General features: G+C 72.5%; 20 protein-coding genes. 8 read left to right on the plus strand and 12 right to left on the minus strand.

The window, feature by feature from the left end; all coding sequences use genetic code 11:
- Position 1: 1 nt before the first annotated feature.
- The 8 genes from IFT90_RS10435 to IFT90_RS10470 form a co-directional block, all read right to left on the minus strand.
- The gene (locus IFT90_RS10435; protein WP_192042087.1) at positions 2-1,126 is read right to left on the minus strand and encodes an adenosine deaminase; all 1,125 of its coding nucleotides are present in this window, start codon (positions 1,124-1,126) and stop codon (positions 2-4) included.
- Positions 1,127-1,180: 54 nt separating this feature from the next.
- Positions 1,181-2,485, minus strand: coding sequence for a thymidine phosphorylase (locus IFT90_RS10440; RefSeq protein WP_192042088.1), 1,305 nt, complete (start codon positions 2,483-2,485; stop codon positions 1,181-1,183).
- Between the two features lie 14 nt (positions 2,486-2,499).
- Entirely contained in the window at positions 2,500-2,919 is a 420-nt protein-coding gene (locus IFT90_RS10445) for a cytidine deaminase (protein ID WP_371740923.1), read from the minus strand.
- Positions 2,916-4,205, minus strand: a complete 1,290-nt coding sequence (locus IFT90_RS10450; protein ID WP_192042089.1) for an ABC transporter permease — start codon at positions 4,203-4,205, stop codon at positions 2,916-2,918. The genes IFT90_RS10445 and IFT90_RS10450 overlap by 4 nt, the downstream gene beginning before the upstream one ends.
- A complete protein-coding gene (locus tag IFT90_RS16945; protein WP_192042090.1) occupies positions 4,202-5,479 on the minus strand; it encodes an ABC transporter permease in 1,278 nt (425 codons plus the stop codon). Before IFT90_RS16945 ends, IFT90_RS10450 begins: the two co-directional genes overlap by 4 nt.
- Positions 5,476-6,996, minus strand: a complete 1,521-nt coding sequence (locus tag IFT90_RS10460; protein WP_192042091.1) for an ABC transporter ATP-binding protein — start codon at positions 6,994-6,996, stop codon at positions 5,476-5,478. The genes IFT90_RS16945 and IFT90_RS10460 overlap by 4 nt, the downstream gene beginning before the upstream one ends.
- A gap of 118 nt (positions 6,997-7,114) precedes the next feature.
- Complete coding sequence (locus tag IFT90_RS10465; protein ID WP_192042092.1) at positions 7,115-8,200, minus strand: BMP family protein; 1,086 nt, start codon at positions 8,198-8,200, stop codon at positions 7,115-7,117.
- 155 nt (positions 8,201-8,355) lie between these two features.
- Positions 8,356-9,474 (minus strand): mannose-1-phosphate guanylyltransferase, encoded by a 1,119-nt coding sequence (locus tag IFT90_RS10470; protein WP_123547289.1) that lies wholly within the window; start codon positions 9,472-9,474, stop codon positions 8,356-8,358.
- A gap of 137 nt (positions 9,475-9,611) precedes the next feature.
- On the opposite strand from IFT90_RS10470, the gene IFT90_RS10475 reads away from it, so the two are divergent.
- The 5 genes from IFT90_RS10475 to IFT90_RS10495 all read left to right on the plus strand — a co-directional run bounded on the left by IFT90_RS10475 (position 9,612) and on the right by IFT90_RS10495 (position 14,499).
- On the plus strand, positions 9,612-10,787 hold the full coding sequence (locus tag IFT90_RS10475) for a glycosyltransferase family 1 protein (RefSeq protein ID WP_192042093.1): 1,176 nt from the start codon (positions 9,612-9,614) through the stop codon (positions 10,785-10,787).
- A gap of 142 nt (positions 10,788-10,929) precedes the next feature.
- On the plus strand, positions 10,930-11,388 hold the full coding sequence (gene sdhC / locus IFT90_RS10480; protein WP_123546568.1) for a succinate dehydrogenase, cytochrome b556 subunit: 459 nt from the start codon (positions 10,930-10,932) through the stop codon (positions 11,386-11,388).
- A gap of 4 nt (positions 11,389-11,392) precedes the next feature.
- Positions 11,393-11,839 (plus strand): succinate dehydrogenase, hydrophobic membrane anchor protein, encoded by a 447-nt coding sequence (sdhD, locus tag IFT90_RS10485; RefSeq protein WP_123546569.1) that lies wholly within the window; start codon positions 11,393-11,395, stop codon positions 11,837-11,839.
- A gap of 72 nt (positions 11,840-11,911) precedes the next feature.
- Positions 11,912-13,729 (plus strand): succinate dehydrogenase flavoprotein subunit, encoded by a 1,818-nt coding sequence (gene sdhA, locus IFT90_RS10490; protein WP_123546570.1) that lies wholly within the window; start codon positions 11,912-11,914, stop codon positions 13,727-13,729.
- 2 nt (positions 13,730-13,731) lie between these two features.
- Entirely contained in the window at positions 13,732-14,499 is a 768-nt protein-coding gene (locus tag IFT90_RS10495) for a succinate dehydrogenase iron-sulfur subunit (RefSeq protein WP_123546571.1), read from the plus strand.
- A gap of 109 nt (positions 14,500-14,608) precedes the next feature.
- Here IFT90_RS10495 and IFT90_RS10500 read toward each other — a convergent pair whose 3' ends face one another.
- On the minus strand, positions 14,609-14,956 hold the full coding sequence (locus tag IFT90_RS10500) for a hypothetical protein (protein ID WP_123546572.1): 348 nt from the start codon (positions 14,954-14,956) through the stop codon (positions 14,609-14,611).
- Positions 14,946-16,127 (minus strand): DUF6177 family protein, encoded by a 1,182-nt coding sequence (locus IFT90_RS10505; RefSeq protein WP_192042094.1) that lies wholly within the window; start codon positions 16,125-16,127, stop codon positions 14,946-14,948. Before IFT90_RS10505 ends, IFT90_RS10500 begins: the two co-directional genes overlap by 11 nt.
- A gap of 164 nt (positions 16,128-16,291) precedes the next feature.
- Between IFT90_RS10505 and IFT90_RS10510 the strand changes: the two genes are divergently transcribed.
- Together IFT90_RS10510 and IFT90_RS10515 are read left to right on the plus strand one after the other, a co-directional pair.
- Positions 16,292-17,212, plus strand: a complete 921-nt coding sequence (locus tag IFT90_RS10510) for a hypothetical protein (RefSeq protein WP_192042095.1) — start codon at positions 16,292-16,294, stop codon at positions 17,210-17,212.
- 35 nt (positions 17,213-17,247) lie between these two features.
- A complete protein-coding gene (locus IFT90_RS10515) occupies positions 17,248-17,973 on the plus strand; it encodes a hypothetical protein (RefSeq protein ID WP_192042096.1) in 726 nt (241 codons plus the stop codon).
- 29 nt (positions 17,974-18,002) lie between these two features.
- Here IFT90_RS10515 and IFT90_RS10520 read toward each other — a convergent pair whose 3' ends face one another.
- Both IFT90_RS10520 and ptsP read right to left on the minus strand, forming a co-directional pair.
- Positions 18,003-18,971: a hypothetical protein gene (locus IFT90_RS10520; protein ID WP_192042097.1), complete on the minus strand. Its 969-nt coding sequence runs from the start codon at positions 18,969-18,971 to the stop codon at positions 18,003-18,005.
- 26 nt (positions 18,972-18,997) lie between these two features.
- Complete coding sequence (ptsP, locus tag IFT90_RS10525; protein ID WP_192042098.1) at positions 18,998-20,650, minus strand: phosphoenolpyruvate--protein phosphotransferase; 1,653 nt, start codon at positions 20,648-20,650, stop codon at positions 18,998-19,000.
- Between the two features lie 122 nt (positions 20,651-20,772).
- On the opposite strand from ptsP, the gene IFT90_RS10530 reads away from it, so the two are divergent.
- Positions 20,773-21,960, plus strand: coding sequence for a YihY/virulence factor BrkB family protein (locus tag IFT90_RS10530; RefSeq protein ID WP_192042099.1), 1,188 nt, complete (start codon positions 20,773-20,775; stop codon positions 21,958-21,960).

A 21,960-nucleotide genomic window follows, 5' to 3' on the forward strand; every position in this document is an offset into this window, starting at 1 on the left:
GTCAGACCTCCCCGAAGCCTGCCGTGATGCGGTCGGCCAGCGCCTCGCGGTCCTCGAGGGGCAGGAAGCTCGACGCCGCGGCGTTGAGCTGGAACGTCTCGAGGTCGGACACGCCGTAGTCGAACGCCTGGGCGAGCAGCGCCAGCTCTTTCGTGAGGCTGGTGTCGCTCATCAAGCGGTTGTCGGTGTTGACCGTGACGCAGTAGCCGAGCTGGTAGAGCAGGTCGAACGGGTGGTCGTCGAGGTCGCGGCCCCACGCGGCGATCGCGCCGGTCTGGAGGTTCGACTGCGGCGAGAGCTCGAGGGCGATCTCGCGGTCGCGGACCCACGCGGCGATCGGGCCGAGCTCGACCGTCGTCTGGTCGCCCGCGGACGCGACGACCCGGATGTCCTCGGCGAGGCGGACGCCGTGCCCGAGGCGGAGGGCCCGGCCGTCGAGGAGCGCGCTGCGGATGCTCTCGAGGCCGTCGGCCTCGCCAGCGTGCACGGTGACCGGCATGAACTCACGGGCCAGCAGGTCGAAGGCCGGCCGCTGGTTCGACGCGGGGAACCCCGCCTCGGCCCCGGCGATGTCGAACCCGATCACGCCTGCCTCGCGGTGCTTGATCGCCAGCTGCGCGATCTCGAGGCCGCGGTCGGCGTGCCGCATCGCGGTGACCAGCTGGCCGACGGAGATGACGTGGCCCTCGCCGTCGAGCTGGTCGATCGCCTGCTCGATGCCGCGCTGGACCGCCTCGACGGTCTGGTCGAGGCTCAGTCCGCCCTGCAGGTGCTGCTCGGGAGCCCAGCGGACCTCGCCGTGGACGACGCCGTCGGCGGCCAGGTCGAGCACGAACTCGCGGGCCACCCGCTCGAGGCCGGCCTCGGTCTGCATGACCGCGGTCGTGACGTCGAACGTCTTCAGGTAGTCGGGCAGGTTGCCGGAGTCGGCGCTGTCGACGAACCAGCGCCCCAGCTCGTCAGCCCCGCCCGTGACGGGCAGCTCGTAGCCGATCTCGTCGGCCAGCTCGACGATGGTCTGGGGCCGCAGCCCGCCGTCGAGGTGGTCGTGCAACGACACCTTCGGCAGGGGGGCGATGCGGGGTCCGCCGTCAGGCAGGCGGTAGTCCTTGTCCGGTGCGCTCATGGGACAAGGCTACCGCCGCCGACCGTCACGCCGCTGGGGGTCGCCGCCTGGGGGTCAGGACACGCGGCCGGCGACCAGGGGACCGCGCTCGACGCGTTCGTCGCCGATGGTCCAGGCGCCCTCGACGGCCTCGAGCGCACGCTCGAAGCGGGCAGGCTCGTCGGCGTGCAGGGTGAAGAGCGGCTGCCCCTCGACGACGGCGTCGCCGAGCTTGGCGTGCAGCTCGATGCCGGCGGCGGCCTGCACCGGGTCCTGCTTGCGCGCCCGGCCGGCGCCGAGGCGCCAGGCACCGATGCCGAAGGGCAGCGCCTGCTGGTCGGTGACGAAGCCGGTGCGCGCCGCGGTGACGACGTGCGTCTCGCGGGCGGTGGGCAGGGCCGCGTCGGGGTCGCCGCCCTGGGCCCTGATCATGGTCTTCCAGGCGTCCATCGCCCGGCCGTCGTCGAGGGCGGCCTCGACGTCGGCGTCGGGCTGACCCGCCAGCGTGAGCATCTCGCGGGCGAGCGCGACCGTGAGCTCCCGGATGTCGGACGGACCGCCTCCGGCGAGGGTCTCGACCGACTCGCGCACCTCGAGCGCGTTGCCGATCGTGAGGCCGAGGGGGACGTTCATGTCGGTGAGCAGGGCGGTCGTCGCGACGCCCGCGTCCTTGCCGAGGTCGACCATGGTCTGCGCCAGCAGGCGCGACTGCTCGATGTCCTGGATGAAGGCGCCCGAGCCGAACTTGACGTCGAGCACGAGCGCGGCCGTGCCCTCCGCGATCTTCTTGCTCATGATCGACGACGCGATCAGCGGGATCGCCTCCACCGTCCCGGTGATGTCGCGGAGCGCGTAGAGCTTGCCGTCGGCGGGGGCGAGGCCCGAGCCGGCGGCGCAGACGACCGCGCCCGAGTCGGCCATGATCTCGCGCATGCGCTCGTTCGAGATCGACGCCTGCCAGCCGGGGATCGACTCGAGCTTGTCGAGCGTGCCGCCCGTGTGCCCGAGGCCGCGGCCCGAGAGCTGGGGGACGGCGACCCCGAAGGAGGCGACCAAGGGCGCGAGGGGAAGGGTGATCTTGTCGCCCACTCCCCCGGTCGAGTGCTTGTCGACCGTCGTCTTGCCGAGGCCCGTGAAGTCCATGGTCTCGCCGCTGCGGATCATCGCCAGCGTCATGTCGCGGATCTCGCGGCGCTCCATGCCGTTGAGGAAGATCGCCATCGTGAGCGCGGCCATCTGCTCGTCGGCGACGTACCCGCGCGTGTACGCGTCGATCAGCCAGTCGATCTGGGGGGTCTCGAGGGCGTCGCCGCGACGCTTCACCCGGATGAGGTCGACGGTGTCGAAGGGCTCGACGGCTGCTGTGGTGGTGGTGGTCATGGTGGTGCTCCTAGCTACGACTGCGAGTCGCGGTACTGCTCGAGTTGACGGGGCCCGAACGCGTCCGGGATCACCTCGTCGATGGTCTTGAGGCCGGAGACGGTGTCGAGCACCATCGTCTCGTGCGAGTGCTCGTAGAGCAGCTGGCGGCAGCGGCCGCAGGGCATCAGGACGCCGCCGTTGCCGTCGACGCAGGCGAACGCGACGAGCTGGCCGCCGCCTCCCATGACGAGGTCGGTGACGAGCGAGCACTCGGCGCAGAGGGTGATGCCGTACGACGCGTTCTCGATGTTGCAGCCGGTGACGAGACGGCCGTCGGCGGTGAGCGCGGCGGCCCCCACCGGGAACCCCGAGTACGGCACGTACGCCTTGGTCATCGCGTCCCGGGCGGCCTGACGGAGCGCCTCCCAGTCCGTCGTCTCGGCGGCGCTCACGACTTGACGTAGGGCTTGCCGGACGCGGCCGGGCCCCGGGACTGGCCGACGAGGCCGGCGACGGCGAAGATCGTGACGACGTAGGGCAGCATGAGCATGAACTCGCTCGGGACGGGCGACCCGATGGCGCCGAGCACGTTCTGCAGGTTCGAGGCGAAGCCGAACAGCAGCGCGGCGAGCGTCGCCCTGATCGGGTCCCACCGGCCGAAGATGACCGCCGCGAGGGCGATGAAGCCGGCGCCGGCCGTCATCTCCTTCTGGAAGTTGCCGAGCGAGCCGAGCGTGAAGTAGGCCCCGCCGAGACCGGCGATGGCGCCCGCGAGCGAGACGTTCCAGAAGCGGGTCGCGTTGACCTTGATGCCCACGGTGTCCGCAGCCTGCGGGTGCTCGCCGACCGCACGGAGGCGGAGGCCCCAGCGGGTGCGGAACAACCCGTAGAACACCACGGCGATCGCGATGTACATCAGGTACACGATGATCGTCTGCCGGAAGAACACCGGCCCGACGATCGGGATCTGGCTGAGCCCCGGGATCGGCAGCTGCGGGAACCGGACGCCCTGGTTGAGGGCGTCCGACTTCGTGAGGACCTGCGAGTACAGGAAGCTCGTCAGGCCCGTGACGAGCACGTTGAGCACGACGCCCACGATCACCTGGTCGACGATGTAGCGGATGCTGAAGACGGCCAGGACCATCGAGACGAGCACGCCGGCCACCATGGCGGAGGCGAGGCCCACGTACGCGGACCCGGTCGCCGACGCGACGACGGCCGAGACGAAGGCGCCGGCGAGCAGCTGCCCCTCGATGGCGACGTTGACGACGCCGACCCGCTCGCTGATGACGCCGCCGAGGGCGCCGAAGATCAGCGGCGTGCTGAGCGCGAGGGCCCCGAGGAGGAGGCCGGGGACGGGGATCGTGGCGTCGGCACTCGTCCAGGTCAGGAAGGCGACGAGGAAGAGCACGCCGAAGACGGCGACGAGCCAGATGGGCACGCGCTGCGCACGCCGTGCGAGCAGGAACGCCAGCACGGTCACGACCGCGAGCACGACCGTGAGCGCGACGCCCGTGGCCGCCGAGGGCAGCACGGCGTCGGGCAGCGCGAAGAAGTCGGTCGCGGTGGCGAGGCGGAACGTGCTCGACCCCTCCCGCGGGTTCACGACGAACAGGACGACCGCGACGACGGTGAAGACCGCGAAGGCGATCGGCGCCTTGTAGCTGCGCGTGGCGGTGCGGCTGAGGCCGGGGGTCGGCGCGGCGGGGACCGCCGTGTCGGGGGTGAGGGTGCTCACTTGGTGACCACCGCCTCCTTCTTCGAGCCGCGGGGAGCCCGGGGGGCTCCCGGCGCGGGCAGACGGAAGATGCTGCGGACGAGCGGCGGGGCCGCCACGAACAGCACGATCAGGGACTGGACGACGAGGACGATGTCGATGGGGACGCCGTTCGCCGCCTGCATGGAGTAGCCGCCGGCCTTGAGGGCGCCGAAGAGGATCCCCGCGCCGAAGACGCCCCAGGGGCGTGACCTGCCGAGGAGCGCGACGGTGATGGCGTCGAAGCCGATGCCCGCGTCGATGCCCGACGTGAAGCCGGTGGTGAGCGTGCCGAGCACCTGGGTCGACCCGGCCACGCCGGCGAGGGCGCCGGAGATGAGCATCGCGTAGAGGTAGATGTTCTTGACGTTCATGCCGGCGGTGCGCGCCGCGTGGGGGTTCTCGCCGACCGCTCGGAAGCGGAAGCCCAGCGTCGACCGGTTGATGAGCCACCAGACGACCGCGGTGATCACGATGACCAGCAGGAAGCCCCAGTTGAGGTTGTACCGCGCGCCGAACAGGTCGGGGAGGATCGCGCTCGGGAGAGTCGCCGGCGACTTGGGGTTCGGGCTGCCCGGCGCCTGGAGCAGGCCGGGGGTGCGCAGCGCGTACGCGATCAGGTAGAAGGCGACGTAGTTGAGCATGATCGTGAGGATCACCTCGTGCGCGCCGGTGCGGGCCTTGAGGAGACCGACGATGCCGCCCCAGACGGCGCCGCCCGCGATCCCCGCGAGCAGGGCGAGCGGGAGGTGCACGGCGAGGGGCAGGTCGAACGAGAAGCCGACCCAGCCGGCCGCGCCCGCCGCGATCAGCATCTGGCCGCGCGCACCGATGTTGAAGAGGCCGACGCGGAACGCGAGCGCCACGCCGAGACCGGCCGCGATCAGCGGCACCGCGTAGTTGAGCGTCTCGGTCAGGGGCCTGATGCCCGCCGCGAAGCCGTCGACCCGGAAGTTGTAGACGGCTCCCTGGAACAGGGACGAGTAGGAGCCGCCGACCGACGCCCAGAAGGCCTGGAAGAAGTCGGAGGGGCGGGAGAAGAAGTAGCCGGTCGTCGACTGGACGTCGGGATCGGTGAAGCCGATCAGGAGGCCCGAGACGACGAGGGCCAGCACGACGGCGAGCACGGAGATCGCCGCGTTGCCGGTGGTGATCTCGCGCAGCAGGCGCGAGCCGCGCGAGTCGCCTGCCTCCAGGCCGCCGCCCGTCGGTGCGCCCTGGGGCGCCGGGGTGGTCGTGGTGGTCGCGTCGCTCACGCCGCGGTCTCCTTCGCCTGGGGGGCCTCGCCGGCCATCATGAGCCCGAGCACGTCGCGCGGGGTGTCGGCCGGGACGATGCCGATGATCGTGCCGCGGTACATGACCGCGATGCGGTCGGCCAGCGCGACGACCTCGTCGAGCTCGGTGGAGACGACGATGACGGGCACTCCCGAGTCGCGGGTCGCGACGATGCGCTTGTGGACGAACTCGATCGACCCCACGTCGATGCCGCGCGTCGGCTGAGCCGCGACGAAGAGCCGCAGGTCACGGCTCAGCTCGCGGGCGAGGACGACCTTCTGCTGGTTGCCGCCGGAGAGGCGGCCGGCCGGCGTGGAGATGCCCTGGGTGCGGATGTCGAACTCGCGGACCTTCTCGACGGCGAACGCGGCGAGCTCGGCGAGCCGCAGCGACCCGCGCCGCACGAAGGGGCCGGACTGCGACCGGTCGAGCATGAGGTTCTCGGCGACCGTGAACTCGCCGACGAGGCCGTCCTCGTTGCGGTCCTCCGGGACGAACCCGACGCCCGCGTCGAGCACGCGACGGACGCTGTGGCCGGTGATGTCGTGGCCGTCGAGGGAGACGCGACCCTGGACCCGGGGCTGCAGCCCGAGGATCGCCTCCGTCAGCTCGGTCTGGCCGTTGCCCTGGACGCCCGCGATCGCGAGCACCTCGCCGCGACGCACCTCGAACGAGACGTCGTCGACGACGACCTGGCCGATCGGGTCGACCACCCGGAGCGACTCGACGACGAGGGCGGCCTCGCCGGGATCGGCGGGGCCCTTCTGGACCGTGAGCTCGACGGCACGGCCGACCATGAGGGAGGCGAGCTCGGCGTTGCTGGCGGTGGGCTCGGCCTCGCCGACGACCTTGCCCAGGCGGATGACCGTGATCCGGGACGCGACCTCGCGCACCTCGCGCAGCTTGTGGGTGATGAACACGATGCCGGTGCCCGCGTCGCGGAGCTGGCGCATGATGCCCATCAGCTCGTCCGTCTCCTGCGGGGTCAGCACGGCGGTGGGCTCGTCGAAGACGAGCACCTTCGCGTCGCGCGACAGCGCCTTGACGATCTCGACGCGCTGCTGGACGCCGACCGGGAGCTCCTCGACGACGGCGTCGGGGTCGATGTCGAAGCCGAAGCGACGGGAGATGTCCCGCACCTTGGCGCGCGCGGCCGCCAGGTCGAGGCGACCGCCGCCCTTGGTCTCCTCGTGGCCGAGCATGACGTTCTCGGCGACGGTGAAGACGGGCACGAGCATGAAGTGCTGGTGCACCATGCCGATGCCGGCAGCCATGGCGTCGCCGGGTCCTGCGAACTGCTGGACGACGTCGTCCAGCAGGATCGCGCCCTCGTCGGCCTGGTACAGGCCGTAGAGGACGTTCATCAGGGTCGACTTGCCGGCACCGTTCTCGCCCAGGAGAGCGTGGATCTCTCCTGGCTCGACGGTGAGGCTGATGTGGTCGTTGGCGGTCAGTGCGCCGAATCGCTTGGTGATGCCCTTGAGCTCGAGCTTCATCTCGTCAATCTACCTCGGTGTAGGCGTGGGAAGGGCCCGGGACGAACGGTGGAGACCGTCCTGCCCGGGCCCTCAATCAGGCCATGCTAATCGATGCCTGACGTGCTGCGGACTGGTGTCAGTTCGTCAGCGACGAGGGCGACTCGACGGTGATGGAGCCGTCGATGATGCCCGCCTTGATGGTGTCCAGCTCGTCCGAGAGGCCGGCGTCGACCTTGTCCTCGTAGTCGTGGAACGGCGCGATGCCGACGCCGTCGTTCTCGAGCGTGCCGACGTAGGGCTCGTTCGTGAAGTCGCCGGACGCGGCCTGCGTCACGACGTCGTCCGTCGCCTGCTTGATGCCCTTGAGCACCGAGGTGAGGAACAGGTCGCTGTTGGCGCTGTCCGTCTCGTAGGTGTCGGAGTCGGCACCGACCAGCACGATCTCGGAGCCGGAGTCGCGGATCGCCTCGGCGGCGCTCTGGTAGATCGGTCCGCCGACCGGCAGGATCACGTCGGCGCCCTGGTCGATCAGGGTCTGCGCGCTCTGCTTCGCGGTGGTGCCGGCCTCGAAGCCGCCGGTGAAGGTGCCGGTCTGCGACGCGACGTCCCAGCCCACGACCTTGACGTCGGCGCTCTTCTGCTCGTTGAAGTACTCGACGCCGTCCGCGAAGCCGTCCATGAAGATGGTGACGGTCGGGAACTGCATGCCGCCGAAGGTGCCGACCGTGCCGGTCTTCGAGTAGCTCGCCGCCGCGTAGCCGGCCAGGAACGCCGCCTCCGAGGTGTTGAAGGTGATCGGGCGGATGTTGTCGGCGTCCTGTGCGGAGTCGTCGATGGTCGCGTAGTCGATCTCCGGGTTGGCCGCGGCGGCGGTCCCCGTGGCGTCGGACAGCGCGAAGCCGACCGTCACGATGAGGTTGCAGCCCTGGTCGGCGAGGTTCGAAAGGTTGGCGTCGTAGACCGTCTCGTCGGCGGACTCGACCGTCTTGGGCGTCGCACCGAGGGCGTCGGCCGCCTCGTTGAGGCCCTCGAAGCCGAGCTGGTTGAACGACTTGTCATCGAAGCCGCCGGCGTCGGAGACCATGCAGGGCACGAAGTCGCTGGACGCGGACCCACCCGAGGCGCCGTCGCTCTCGGGGGCCGAGGCACAGCCGGCCAGGATGGCGACGGTGCTCGCCAGGGCGAGGCCGCTGAAAGCGGCCCTACGCGCAGTTGTAGTCAAGATGTCCTCCAAGGTGCTGCCCGACACGAGACGTCGGGCACGTCTGGCTGTGATGTTACCTACTGTGTCGAGCGACGACGGACGAGGCCGTGTAGTGATGCGGAGGCGTTACACAAGCGCGACCGGGACGTAACGGCGCCGAAACACCGCGCGGCTCAGAGGACGTCGCTGCGACCGCTGAGCTTGAGGGCGTCGACGACGCTCTTGACCCGCTGCGCGTTGGCCGTCGTCGTGACGAGCAGCGCGTCCGGGGTGTCGACCACGATGATGTCGTTCACGCCGATCAGCGAGATGAGCCGGCCGCTGTGCCCCACGACGATGCCGCTCGAGGCGTCGGACAGGACGCGGGCGTTCTCGCCGAGGATGGCGAGGTCGCTCTTGCGGCCGCCCGAGTGCAGCTTGGCGATCGACGCGAAGTCGCCGACGTCGTCCCAGTCGAAGTCGCCGGGCACGACGGCGAGGCGCCCGGCGGCCGCGGCGGGCTCGGCCACCGTGTAGTCGATCGCGATCTTCTCGAGGCCCGGCCAGACGGCGTCGACGACGGCGCCGCGCCTCGACGTGTCCCACGCCTCGGCGAGCTCCTCGAGGCCCGCGAGCAGCTCGGGCCGCGTCTCGCCGAGCTGCTCGAGGAGGCGGTCGGCACGCGAGATGAACATGCCCCCGTTCCAGAGGTGGTCGCCCCCGGCGACGTAGCCCTCGGCGGTGGGGAGGTCGGGCTTCTCGACGAAGGACTCGACCCTGCGGGCGCTCGGGGCGCCCTCGACGTCGAGGCCCTCCCCCACGTGGATGTAGCCGAAGCCGATCGCGGGCTCGGTCGGGGTGATGCCGATGGTGGCGATCCAGCCCGCGTCGGCGAGCGCGATGGCCTCGCGCACGGCACGTCCGAAGCCCCGGACGTCGGCGATCACGTGGTCGGCCGCGAACGAGCCGATGATCACGTCCGGCTCGCGCCGACGCAGGATGGCCGCGGCGAGGCCGATGGCGGCCGTCGAGTCCTTCGGCTCGCTCTCGAGGACGACGTTGTGGTCCGCGAGGGCAGGGAGCTGCGCCTCGACGGCGGCTCGGTGGGCGCGACCGGTCACGACCATGATCCGCTGCTCGCCGGCGAGTGGCGCGAGGCGGTCCCAGGTCCCGCGGAGCAGGGTCGACCCGCTGCCGGTCAGGTCGTGCAGGAACTTCGGCGCGTCCGCACGGCTGAGCGGCCACAGGCGGGAGCCGATGCCCCCGGCGGGGATGATGCTGTAGAAGCGGTCGGCGGCGTCCTGGGGGGTCATGTCGGCCACCTTAGCGATGCCGCGCTGCGAGCCACGGGGCACCCGTTCACCACCCCGACACCCGCCCGTCACGGCGCCGGCTCCGACCGGCCACGACCGGGCGGCAGCCTGGCAGCACGCCGAGTCGAGGAGTGCCCATGCGGGTCGCCATCGTGACCGAGAGTTTCCTGCCCACCGTGAACGGCGTGACCACCAGCGTGCTGCGGGTGCTCGACCACCTGGAGCGGCGTGGCCACGAGGCTCTCGTCGTCGCCCCGGCGGGCCGCGGGCACGACTCCTACGCGGGCGCCCGCGTCCATCGCGTCCCGTCGGTCGCGTACCGCCAGTTCCCCGTCGGGCTGCCCGGGCCCCAGGTCGCCGGGGCGATCGCGGCGTTCGCCCCGGACGTCGTGCACGTCGCCTCGCCGTTCCTGCTCGGCGCCCAGGCGATCTCGGCGGCGGCCAGGCTCGGCCTGCCGAGCGTCGCGGTCTTCCAGACGGACGTCGCCCGCTACGCGGCGGCGAGCGGGCTCGGCACGGTCACCGAGGCCGTGGCGTGGCGGCTCGTGCGCCGCATCCACGACCAGGCGACCGTCACGCTCGTGCCGTCCACCGCCTCCCTGCGGGATCTCGAGCGGGCCGGGGTGCAGCGCCTGGCGACGTGGGGCCGCGGCGTCGACGCCCGCCGGTACCACCCGAACCGCCGTGGGGGCGCGGGCGCGTCGCTGCTCCGTTCCCGGGCCGGCGCGGGCCCGGACGACGTGCTCGTCGGCTACGTGGGCAGGCTCGCGGCCGAGAAGCAGGTCGAGCGCCTCGCGGCCCTGCGCCGCCAGGACGGCGTCCGCCTCGTCGTCGTCGGGGGCGGGCCCTCGCTTCCCACCCTCCGCCGTCGGCTGCGACACCTCGACCCGCTCTTCACGGGCCCGCTGCACGGCGACGAGCTCGCCGACGCCTACGCCGCCCTCGACGTCTTCGTCCACACCGGCACGACGGAGACGTTCGGACAGACGGTGCAGGAGGCGCACGCCGCGGGCGTCCCGGTGGTCGCGCCCGCGGCCGGCGGCCCCCTCGACCTCGTGCGCCACGGCGTCGACGGGTACCTGTTCGATCCCCGCCACGACCACTCGCTCAGGCGGTCGGTCGGCAGCCTCGTGGCGGACGGGGCGCTCAGGGCCCGGTTCGGCGAGGCCGGCCGACGAGCCGTCGTGGGCCGCACGTGGGAGAGCGTGGGCGACGACCTGCTGGACCACTACGAGGCCGCACGTGACGGCGTCCGGCGTGCCGCAGTGGCCCACGGGGCCACGGGGGCCGGCCTTCTCTCGACATCGAAGTAGATCGATCGTTCTTAGGCCCGCCTAAGCGGCGGGATCACGTGCCCCGCTCGTATGCTGGGACAGTTCTATGAACGCACACGGCGGACGCGGCTGTCCTCCCCCGGATCGCAGCCGACCGCCTCGTCCGCGAGGAGGGCCGCTCATGGCTGAGCAGTCGACGGGAACACTGGCGTCACCGGCAGGCAGGTCGGGCGGCTCGTCGTCGCGCGTGCCCGAGCCTCGCAAGGGCGGCCGCTTCGCCGGCACGCTGTACCGAGGCCGTGAGGGCATGTGGTCGTGGGTGCTGCACCGCATCACCGGCGTGAGCATCTACTTCTTCCTCCTCGTGCACATCCTCGACACGGCCCTCGTGCGGATCAGCCCGGAGGCGTACGACGCGGTCATCGGCACGTACAAGAACCCGATCATGGGGCTCGGCGAGACCGGCCTCGTGGCCGCCATCCTGTTCCACGCCCTCAACGGCCTGCGCATCATCCTCATCGACTTCTGGGCCCCGGCCACCAAGCACCAGCGACTCCTCTTCTGGATCGTGATCGGCGTCGCCGTGGTGCTGTTCGCCGGCTTCGCCCCCCGCCACCTGATGAACGTCTTCTCGGAGTAACGCGATGACCACTGAGACCGTCGAGGCCCCGCGCAGCGCGCGCACCGCCCGCCGCAGCACCAACTGGGAGAAGTGGGGCTGGATCTACATGCGCGTCAGCGGCGCCGTGCTGGTCGTGCTGATCTTCGGCCATCTCTTCGTCAACCTGCTCGCAGGCGAGGGCGGGGTCAAGGCGATCGACTGGGGCTTCGTCGCAGGCAAGTGGGCGAACCCCTTCTGGCAGGTCTACGACACGCTGCTCCTCTGGCTCGCGCTGATCCACGGCTCCAACGGCATGCGCACGATCGTCAACGACTACGTCGGCCGCCCCGCCGTGCGCCGCGTGCTGCTGGGGACGCTCGTCGTCTCGGCGGCCGTCCTGCTCCTCCTCGGCACCCTCGTGGTCTGGACGTTCGACCCGTGCCCGGCCAACGCGCCGGCCGACATGCTCCCGTCCATCTGCTCGGCCTGACCTCCTCGGCGTGACGACCACCGCCTCCTCGACCTGTCCCGCCGCCGGCACCACCGTCCCCCGGAAAGAACTGTGACCACTCCCTCCGCTCCCGCCTCGTCCGACCAGGACTCCGTCGTCGACGGCATCCACTACCACCAGCACGACGTCGTCATCGTCGGCGCCGGGGGCGCGGGGATGCGTGCCGCGATCGAGGCCGGGCCGAACGCCCGCACGGCCGTCATCTCGAAGCTCTACCCCACCCGCTCGCACACCGGCGCGGCCCAGGGCGGCATGGCCGCCGCGCTGGCCAACGTCGAGGACGACAACTGGGAGTGGCACACCTTCGACACGGTCAAGGGCGGCGACTACCTCGTCGACCAGGACGCCGCCGAGATCCTGGCGAAGGAAGCGATCGACGCCGTCCTGGACCTCGAGAACATGGGGCTGCCCTTCAACCGCACCCCCGAGGGCAAGATCGACCAGCGCCGCTTCGGCGGCCACACGGCCGAGCACGGCAAGGCCCCGGTCCGTCGGGCCTGCTACGCCGCCGACCGCACCGGGCACATGATCCTCCAGACGCTGTACCAGAACTGCGTCAAGCTCGGCATCGACTTCTACAACGAGTTCTACGTGCTCGACCTGATCATGGGCGAGGTCGACGGCGTGGCCCGTCCGGCCGGCGTCGTGGCGCTCGAGCTCGCGACCGGCGAGCTGCACGTGTTCCAGGGCAAGTCCGTGGTCTTCGCCACGGGGGGATTCGGCAAGATCTACAAGACGACGTCGAACGCGCACACCCTCACGGGCGACGGGGTCGGCATCATCTGGCGCAAGGGCCTGCCCCTCGAGGACATGGAGTTCTTCCAGTTCCACCCGACCGGCCTCGCGGGGCTCGGCATCCTCCTCTCGGAGGCCGCGCGAGGCGAGGGAGCGATCCTCCGGAACAGCGAGGGCGAGCGCTTCATGGAGCGGTACGCCCCCACCATCAAGGACCTGGCGCCCCGCGACATCGTGGCCCGCTGCATGGCGACCGAGATCCGCGAGGGGCGCGGCGGCGGACCCCACAAGGAGTACGTCTACCTCGACATCACGCACCTCGACCCTGCCGTCATCGACGCCAAGCTGCCCGACATCACCGAGTTCGCCCGCACCTACCTCGGCGTCGAGCCGTACACGGAGCCGGTGCCGGTGCTGCCGACCGCCCACTACGCCATGGGCGGCATCCCCACGAACGTCCACGCCGAGGTGCTGAGCGACAACACCACGGTGGTGCCCGGGCTCTACGCCGCCGGCGAGTGCGCCTGCGTGAGCGTGCACGGCTCGAACCGCCTCGGCACCAACTCGCTGCTCGACATCAACGTCTTCGGCAAGCGCGCCGGCAACAACGCCGTCGAGTTCGCCAGGACCGCCGAGTTCGTGCCGCTGCCCGAGGACCCCGCCGGCTTCGTGCGCGGGCTCGTCGCCGACGTCCGCAACGCCACCGGCACGGAGCGCATCGCGACGCTCCGCAAGGAGCTGCAGGACAGCATGGACCGCAACGCCCAGGTGTTCCGCACCGAGGAGACCCTCGACGAGGTGACCCACGTGATCGCCGACCTGCGCGACCGGTTCAAGAACATCTCGGTGCAGGACAAGGGCAAGCGCTTCAACACGGACCTGCTCGAGGCCATCGAGCTCGGGTTCCTGCTCGACCTGGCCGAGGTCGTCGTCTACTCGGCGCGCTCGCGCCAGGAGAGCCGTGGCGGCCACTTCCGCGAGGACTACCCGACGCGCGACGACGAGAACTGGCTGGTCCACACGATGGCCTACCTGACGGGCGACCCGCACTCGTCGCTCGCCGGCGACCACATCCGACTCGACACGAAGCCCGTCGTGATCACGAACTACCAGCCGATGGAACGGAAGTACTGAGCATGAGCTCCGCAGTCCTCGAGAACGCCCCCACCGCCTCCGACGCCGTCCCCACCTTCACGGCGACGCTGATCATCCGCCGGTTCGACCCCGAGGTCGACGACGAGCCGCGCTGGCAGGACTTCGACGTCCAGGTGCTGCCCACCGACCGTGTGCTCGACGCCCTGCACCAGATCAAGTGGGAACAGGACGGCTCGCTGACGTTCCGCCGCTCGTGCGCCCACGGAGTCTGCGGCTCGGACGCGATGCGCATCAACGGCCGAAACCGGCTCGCCTGCAAGACCCTGATCAAGGACCTCGACCTCTCGCAGCCGATCTACGTCGAGGCCATCAAGGGGCTGCCCCTCGAGAAGGACCTCGTCGTCGACATGGAGCCGTTCTTCCAGTCGTACCGTGAGATCCAGCCGTTCCTGATGGCCTCCTCGAAGCCCGAGAAGGAGCGCATCCAGAGCGCCACGCAGCGCGAGCGCTTCGACGACACGACCAAGTGCATCCTGTGCGCCGCGTGCACGTCGAGCTGCCCCGTGTTCTGGACCGACGGCCAGTACTTCGGCCCGGCCGCCATCGTGAACGCCCACCGCTTCATCTTCGACTCGCGCGACGAGGGCGCCCAGGTCCGCCTCGACATCCTCAACGACAAGGAAGGCGTGTGGCGCTGCCGCACGACCTTCAACTGCACCGAGGCCTGCCCCCGCGGCATCCAGGTGACCAAGGCAATCGCAGAGGTCAAGAACGCGGTGCTGCGCGGCAGCGTCGCCCCCGTGAGCTGACTCGGCGAGCTGACCCGGCGAGACGCAGGAGGGCCCGGCACCACCTCGGTGGAGCCGGGCCCTCCGCCGTCCCGTCGGCCGTCAGTCGTCGGCCGTCAGTCGTCAGTCGTCAGTCGTCCTCGACGATGCAGGTCGCCTCGAGGCCGAGCGCGAGGCGGAGGGCCACCGAGACTCCCCGCTCGCCCTCGGGGCCGTGGGGCGCGACGGCGTCGACCCAGTGCACGGGGAGGCGGACGGCCGGCGGATCCGGCAGGAGCCGCTCGATCTCGCCCGCGACCGTGACCTCGTCGGAGCTGAACACGGTGAGCACGGCGTCGCCCCCGCCCCCGAAGACCTGGAGGGCTGCTCCGCCGTCGATCTCTCGGACGCCGAGGGAGTCGTCGACCGCCCTGGCGGCGGTCGCGAGGTCGAGGGCGTCGACGACGTGCGGACTCAGGATCGTGATGTCACGGGGCACCGGGAGGCGCCTCCTCGTCGGTGTCGGGATCGGATGCGTCGGTGTCGGCGTCGGGACGCCGGTGCTCGTGCAGGAGGTCGTGCTCGTCGAGGTCGTCCTCCCAGGCCTCGAGCAGCGGAGGAGAGACCATCTCGGCCAGGCGTTCCGGCCCGACGGCGTCGAGGGTGTCGTGCAGGGCGTCCCAGCCGGAGGTGGCCGCGTCGCCGAGGGGCACGACGTAGGCCGGGAGGCGCGGGCGGCCCACGACCGTCACCGGCCTGGGCACGGGGATCGTCGAGACCGTCAGGCCCAGCCGCTGGACCGACGGCGCGCCGATCAGCAGCACGACGGGGTTGGGCGGCGGGTACGTGACCGCCCGGACGCTGCGGTCGGGCTCGCCCTCCCGGGCGACCACGAGGGCGAAGGTCGGGACGGAGGTGCGGGCGATCTCGGACAGCGCCTCCGTGAGGCGGCCGACCGCCGCGTCGACGGGGTCGGTCTCGCCCCCGCCTGCGGGAGTGACGGCGGGCACCGTGATCGTGAGGGCGGTCGTCTCCTCGATGCCGTTCTCGGTCACGCGGGCCGTGAGGGTGCCGGACAGGCCGGGGCCCTCGACGACCACGCGGACCAGCTCGGGCGCGGCGTGCCGTGCGCTCTGCGTCAGCACCCAGCGGTCCCAGGGCCGCCGCAGCGGCTCGGTCTCGCCCCACCTGTCGGGCCCCGCACCGGCCACGGCCTCGGAGAGCACCTCGACGGCCCCGCCCAGGGTCGTGTCGTGGTCGGGGCGGTGCAGCACCGTGAGGTCGACGGAGAGCTGAGCGATGGTGTCGACCGCCTCCTGGACGACGATCGGCTCGGGGGCGACCTCCTGCTGGCTCAGGTCGTCCGGGGCGCTCGGCGGCCAGCCCGCGGAGTCGAGGTCGGCGTACGGGGAGCCCGTCAGCCCGTCGCGGAGGACGCCGTGCTCGTCACGCACGGCCCAGGCGGCGCCCGCGTGCACGAGAGCGGCCCGCGTGCCCACGGTCAGTCGGGAGGACTCCCCCGTCACGAGCACGATCCGGCGACGACCCCGGCGGCGGGCCAGGAGGTCGGCGAGCGGCGCGCTCAGCCGCACGACGCGGGACCGGCTGTCGACCCGGACGACGCGCGCGCTCACGGCGTCGATCAACGGGTGTCGGATAGAGGTGCCCACGTCGACAAGTCTGCTCCCGCCCCCTGGACGGTGACCGGTCCGCGACCTCGCTCGCCCGGAAGAGGGCAGGAGGCGGGCCGTGCGCATAGTCTGTCGGTGCCGTCCGCGACGCCCGCGACGTCAGCACCGCTCCCGATCCCCGATCACGACCGAGAGGCTCCGACATGGACGTCGCCCGACAGCAGGAACTGCAGAACCAGATCGCCGCCCGCGTCGCCGAGTCGCTGGTGGACGTCGACTGGGCGGAGGCGACGCTGTTCCTCCTCCAGGTCGGCGAGGTCAGCCGGACCTGGCTCGACGCCCTCGACGCGGCCGGCAGCTCGAAGCAGGACCTCCCGACGCCCGACGTCGAGGCACTGGGCACGCAGCTCCGCGAGGCCATGGCCGACCCGGAGCGCGGCACCTGGTTCTCGCTGGTGCTGACCCTGTCGTCCGACGGCTCGTTCACCGCGCGCTTCAACGGAGAACGCCGCGTGTTCGACGACGCCGCGTCGCCGTTCGAGGCCACCGGCGACGAGGTCGTCCCGACCGACGCGGACTACGCCGCCGACCTCGCACGCTTCCCTCGCGCGGAGAAGTACCGGCCCGAGTGGCTGCCGGGCGACGCCGCGACTGCGAGCTCCGCTGCGGAGGGGGCGACGACGGCGCCGTCATCCACCCCGCCCGCCGCGCCCCTGCCCGCCTCGCTCTCCTCGCTCGACGGCCGCTGGGGCTGGCCCGGGGTGCTCGCGAGCGTCGCCCAGCAGACCGCGGCCTCCCCCGTGGCGTCGTCGCCGGACGCCGCGCCGACCGACGACCCCGACGCGCCCGAGCTCTCGCTCGGCCAGCTCGCGCTGCGCGTGCGGGACGCCGTCGTGCTCGACGTCATCGCTCCGCACCGGGTCGCGACGCTCCTCCGGCTGCACGCCGAGGCGGTCACCGCCGGCGTGCTCCCCGCGGTGGACGCGGTCGAGTCCGTCGACCCCGAGCTGGGACTCGAGGAGGCGCGCGTCGCCTCCCCCGAGGTCGTTCCGGCCGTCGAGGCGGCCGTCGCGAGCGTCGTCGACGCCATCGTCGCGGAGCACCTGCGGGCCGTCGTCGCCTGACCTGCCCGAGCTCGGAGCGTCCTAGGATCGGGCACATGGGGACGACGGGCTCGAGGGAGGCAGCCGAGCGGCAGCGGGCCGTGTCCCGCCTCCTGCGCCGCCGTCTGGTGCTGCCGCCCGACCTGGACCGCCCGACGACCCGCCGGCTGGCGTCCCTCGACGAGGCCGTGGCGGCGGCCCTCTCCACGGGTGACCACGACCGGCTCCTCGACGACCAGGCGGTCAGCGGGTGGCCTGCCGCCCTCACCGCCGTGGTCGGCGACGTGCTCCGGCGCCTCCCGTCCGCAGCCGTCGCGGGGACGCCGGATCCGGTGCGCGGGATCGTCGAGCAGGCCCTGAGCGCTCGTCTCGGCTTCGGGCCGGGTTCAGGGCCCGACTCGCCCGTCCTGCTCGCCCACGCCCGCGTCGCCGAGGCGCGGCGGGCGCTCGAGGCACGAGGATGGACGCGCGTCGTGCCGGCGGCCCGAGACGATGCCTTGGCCCAGCTGGTGTCGGACACGCTCGGGGCTCGTGCCGTCGTGACGCGACACCTGCGACGCGTCCACCTCGAGGTGCTGCCCCGGTACGGCGCGACCGCCACGCCCGGCTCCTCGCTCGCCGTGCTCTCGAGCACGGGAACACTCGTCGTCGTCGAGCTCGGACGGCCCCGCCCGGCCCACGACGACCTCGCCGCCTTCCGACCGTTCCTCGTCGCCGTCGCGGACCTCGCGACGGTGCAGGACAGGAACGACGCGGACGCCCGGATGCACGAACAGCGCTGAGGGCGCGCGACGCCGAGGCGTGCCCTCGACTAGGCCCCGCTCGGCCTCCGAGGCGCGTCGGCGTCGAGCACCCGCTCGACGAGTCTGGCGTCGAGGGCCGCCTGCGCCAGCGTGTCGACGACGTCGCCCAGGTCCTGGAGCACGAGGTCCAGCGGCGACCCCGGAGCGAGGTGGGCGTGGACGTCGGACCGGGGGTCGACCGACGCGCCGAGGGCCAGGTCGCGTCCCGTCGCCCGCGCCCACGGCTCCCAGAGGCCGACGACGCCCGCCGCGTCGAGGGACGTGACCTGATCAGCCCAGACGGCCTCCCAGACGCCATCGACGACGTCGTCGGTCTCCGGGACGCGCTCGCCCGCCGACGTCGCCGCCAGCTGTCGCGAGACGTGGGGTGGCAGGACGCGGTCGAGGTGCCCGACGACGCTCTCCCACACGTCCGCCCACCCCGGCATCGCGACGAGGTCGGCCACGGACGACGGCGGAGCCAGCGGCGTCGTGGGACGCTCGGGCTCGCCGTCCGTCGGCGTCTCGTCGCCCGCCGGCGGCCGGACCGGATACCACGCGGGCAGCGCCTCGGGGCGTCGTGGGTGCCGGGCGAGGTCGGCGAGGAGGGACTCGTCCGAGGGAGCGCTGCCAGGACCGCCCGAGAGCGGATCCCGGGAGTTCGTCCACGAGGGACGCTGGTCGTAGTTGAACTCGAAGGAGTACCGGCCCTCGGTCGTGACCGTCACGAAGGCGCTGAGCCACGCGCCCGCGCCCGGACGTTCCGTCTCGCGCCGGAGGAGGGCCAGCGGCCCGTCGACCTCGTCCGGCACCGGCACCGGCACGCCCGACTTGGTCTCCTCGACGTCCCAGACGGCCAGGTGCGAGCCGATGCTCCCGCCGACCTCGGACCAGAAGAGACGTGCCCGCACCCACTCGACACGAGACGACCGCGAGACCGCCCGGAAGACGACGAGTGCCGCCTCCTTCTGCTTCTCCTCGACGACGCCGACGTCCACGGCCCTCCCCTCGGCCTGCAGGCGGGTCAGCCGGCGGCGACGGCCTCGGCGGCCTGTCGGGCGCCGGAGGCGGTGGTCGCCGCGATCGCCGCGGTCGCCAGGGCGCGCGCCTGCTCGAGCGTGTGGTTGCCCAGCTCGAGGCGGACGTCGGCGAGCGCCGCGGGCGTCATCGACAGCGTGGTCGCGCCGAGGCCGACGAGCACGACGGCCAGCAACGGGTCGGCCGCGGCCTCGCCGCAGATGCCGACGGGCTTGCCCGCGGCCGCACCGGCGTCGCCGAGGGCCTTCACGAGGCGCAGGACGGCAGGGTGCCAGGGGTCCTGGTAGCTGGCGACCGAGCCGAGCATGCGGTCGGCGGCGAGGGTGTACTGCGTCAGGTCGTTGGTGCCGACGCTGACGAAGTCGGCCGAGGAGAAGATCTGGTCGGCCAGCACGGCGAGCGAGGGCACCTCGGCCATCACGCCGACGGTCCTCAGCCCGAGCTCACGCCCGAGGGTCACGAAGTACTCCGTCTCCTCCGCGTCGCTGACCATGGGCGCCATGACCCAGAGGTCGGCCGTGGTGGCGGCCTGCGCCGCGGCGAGGGCGCTCAGCTGGTCGCGGAGGATCTGCTCCTTGACGCGGAGCGCACGGAGGCCGCGGAGGCCGAGTGCGGGGTTCTCCTCGTGGGCGTCGTTGAGGAAGCTGAGGGGCTTGTCGGCGCCGGCGTCGAGGGCGCGCACGACGACCTTGCGGCCGGGGAACGCCTCGAGCAGCGCCGTGTAGCTCGCGGTCTGGCTCTCGACGGTCGGGGCGGAGCTGGTGCCGAGGAACAGGAACTCGGTGCGGAACAGGCCGACGCCCTCGGCGCCGAGCGCGACGGCGCCGGCGGCCTCGTCGGGCGAGCCGAGGTTCGCGAGCAACGGCACGGCGTGGCCGTCGGCGAGCGCGCCGTCGGTCAGGGGCGCGGCGGCCGCGGCGGCGCGGTCGGCGATGCGCTTCTCGGCGACGGCGACCTCGTCGGCCGACGGGTCGACGGTGACGACCCCCGTCGCGGCGTCGGCGACGACGACGGTGCCGTCGGCGAGGTCGAGCGCGCCGGTGACGCCGACGATCGCGGGGATCGACTTCGAGCGGGCCAGGATCGCGGTGTGCGAGGTCGGGCCGCCGTCGCGCGTGATCAGGGCGAGGACCTTCTCGAGGTCGAGCAGGGCAGTGTCGGCCGGTGCCAGGTCGGGAGCGACCAGCACGAAGGGGGTGTCGCTCTCGGGCACCCCGGGGGCGGCGACGCCGCGCAGGGAGGCGATGACGCGCTGGGCGACGTCGCCCAGGTCGGTGGCGCGCTCGGCCATGTAGCCGCCCATGCCGACGAGCATCTCCTGGAAGGCGGCGAAGGCCTCGAAGACCGCGCGCTCGCCCGTGGAGCCGTCGGCGATGCGCTGGTCGACGTCCTCGACGAGGGTCGGGTCCTGGGCCATGAGGGCCTGGGCGTCCAGGACGTCCTTCGCCTCGCCTCCTGCCTTCTCGCCCCGTGCGGTCAGGTCGGAGGCGACGGCGGCGAGCGCCGTCCCCACGGCGGCCGACTCGGCGGCGGCGTCCGCGGTGCGCCCCTCGGTGCCGGGCTCGGGAAGCGGCTCGGGCATCCTCAGGACGGGGCCGACGGCCACTCCACGTCCGACGCCAACGCCCTGTAGTGCCACTGTGTACCTCTTCGTGCTCGCGGTGTCTGCGGCGGGCACGCTGATCGGCGGCGCCGCGGGGTCAGCGACATCGTACGCGAGCGGTGGCGGGCGACCCGTGCACGCGCCCGTACCCTGGGTGCATGCGCCGCCGCCCCGACGACACCGAGCAGGCCGACGCCTCCCGGGACGTCGCCGCCGACAGGCCCGCCGCGACCCGCCGGGCCGCCTCGGGCGCCGTCGCCGCCGGGTCGCGCCTCGCGTCGTCGAGGGCCGTGCGGGTCGTCGGCCGGCACGTCGTGCAGAAGGGCCCGCTGCTCGCGGCGGGCCTCACGTACCAGGCGCTCTTCGCCCTCTTCTCCGCTCTCTGGGTCGGCTTCAGCGTCGCGGGGTTCGTCGTCGCCGGGAACGACGTCGTGCGCGACGAGCTGATCGCCTTCATCCAGTCCGCCGTGCCGGGCGTCATCAAGGACGACACGGGCGCCGGCGTCGTCGAGCCGGGCGCCCTCATGAACGCGTCCGTCTTCGGCTGGACGGGGACCGTGGCCCTCGTCGGGCTGCTCTTCTCGTCGATCCGGCTCTTCGGCAGCATGCGCGACTCCGTGCGCACCGTGTTCCGGGCGCCGCAGCCCGCGACGCCGCTCCTCCGGCTGATCGCCCGTGACCTCGTGCTCGCGCTGGTCTTCGGCGCGACGGTGCTGGTGTCGGCGTCGATCTCGCTGCTGAGCACCACGGCCGTGACCTGGGGGCTGCGCCTCGTCGGGCTCTCCCCCGACTCCGACGCGTCGGCCGCGCTGCTCCGGCTCGTCGGCCTGGTGCTCGTCTTCGTCTTCGACACGGCCGTGCTCGCCGTGCTGTTCCGGGTGCTGGCCGGTCTGCACATCCCGGCCCGCCGCCTCCTCGCGGGCTCGGCGATCGGCGGCGCCGGGTTCGTGTTCATCACCTTCGTCGGCGGCACGCTGCTGCGCGCCGCCGGCTCGAACCCGCTGCTCGCGTCGTTCGCCGCGATCGTCGGGCTGCTGCTCGTCATCAACCTGCTCTGCCAGGTGCTGCTGCTCGCGGCGGGCTGGATCGCGGTCGGCATGGACGACATCGGCGTGCTCGCGGACCCGCACGCCGAGGCGGAGCGGCTGCGGCTGCTCGAGGAGGCGCGGCTGGCCGAGGAGGCGCAGCTCGGCTCGCGCAGGGCGCGCGCGGGCGAGCGGCTCCGCGCCCTCGCCTCGCGGCTGCCGCGGGGCCTCCGGAGCCCGGGCCGCGGCCCGGCCGGCCGCGACCCCGGGGGCGACGACGGCGAGGCCGGGGGCGGCTCGGGCGTCGGCGGCCGCCGCTAG

Origin of the sequence: Frigoribacterium sp. CFBP 8766 (assembly GCF_014841435.1) — a bacterium.
Taxonomy (GTDB): domain Bacteria; phylum Actinomycetota; class Actinomycetes; order Actinomycetales; family Microbacteriaceae; genus Frigoribacterium.

Bases quoted from the DNA above. Each gene is read 5' to 3' on its own strand.
- IFT90_RS10435 (WP_192042087.1), bottom strand. From the start codon at position 1,126: ATGAGCGCACCGGACAAGGACTACCGCCTGCCTGACGGCGGACCCCGC.
- IFT90_RS10440 (WP_192042088.1), bottom strand. From the start codon at position 2,485: ATGACCACCACCACCACAGCAGCCGTCGAGCCCTTCGACACCGTCGAC.
- IFT90_RS10475 (WP_192042093.1), top strand. From the start codon at position 9,612: ATGCGGGTCGCCATCGTGACCGAGAGTTTCCTGCCCACCGTGAACGGC.
- IFT90_RS10495 (WP_123546571.1), top strand. From the start codon at position 13,732: ATGAGCTCCGCAGTCCTCGAGAACGCCCCCACCGCCTCCGACGCCGTC.
- IFT90_RS10470 (WP_123547289.1), bottom strand. From the start codon at position 9,474: ATGACCCCCCAGGACGCCGCCGACCGCTTCTACAGCATCATCCCCGCC.
- IFT90_RS10515 (WP_192042096.1), top strand. From the start codon at position 17,248: ATGGGGACGACGGGCTCGAGGGAGGCAGCCGAGCGGCAGCGGGCCGTG.
- sdhD (WP_123546569.1), top strand. From the start codon at position 11,393: ATGACCACTGAGACCGTCGAGGCCCCGCGCAGCGCGCGCACCGCCCGC.
- IFT90_RS10510 (WP_192042095.1), top strand. From the start codon at position 16,292: ATGGACGTCGCCCGACAGCAGGAACTGCAGAACCAGATCGCCGCCCGC.
- sdhC (WP_123546568.1), top strand. From the start codon at position 10,930: ATGGCTGAGCAGTCGACGGGAACACTGGCGTCACCGGCAGGCAGGTCG.
- IFT90_RS10530 (WP_192042099.1), top strand. From the start codon at position 20,773: ATGCGCCGCCGCCCCGACGACACCGAGCAGGCCGACGCCTCCCGGGAC.
- IFT90_RS10460 (WP_192042091.1), bottom strand. From the start codon at position 6,996: ATGAAGCTCGAGCTCAAGGGCATCACCAAGCGATTCGGCGCACTGACC.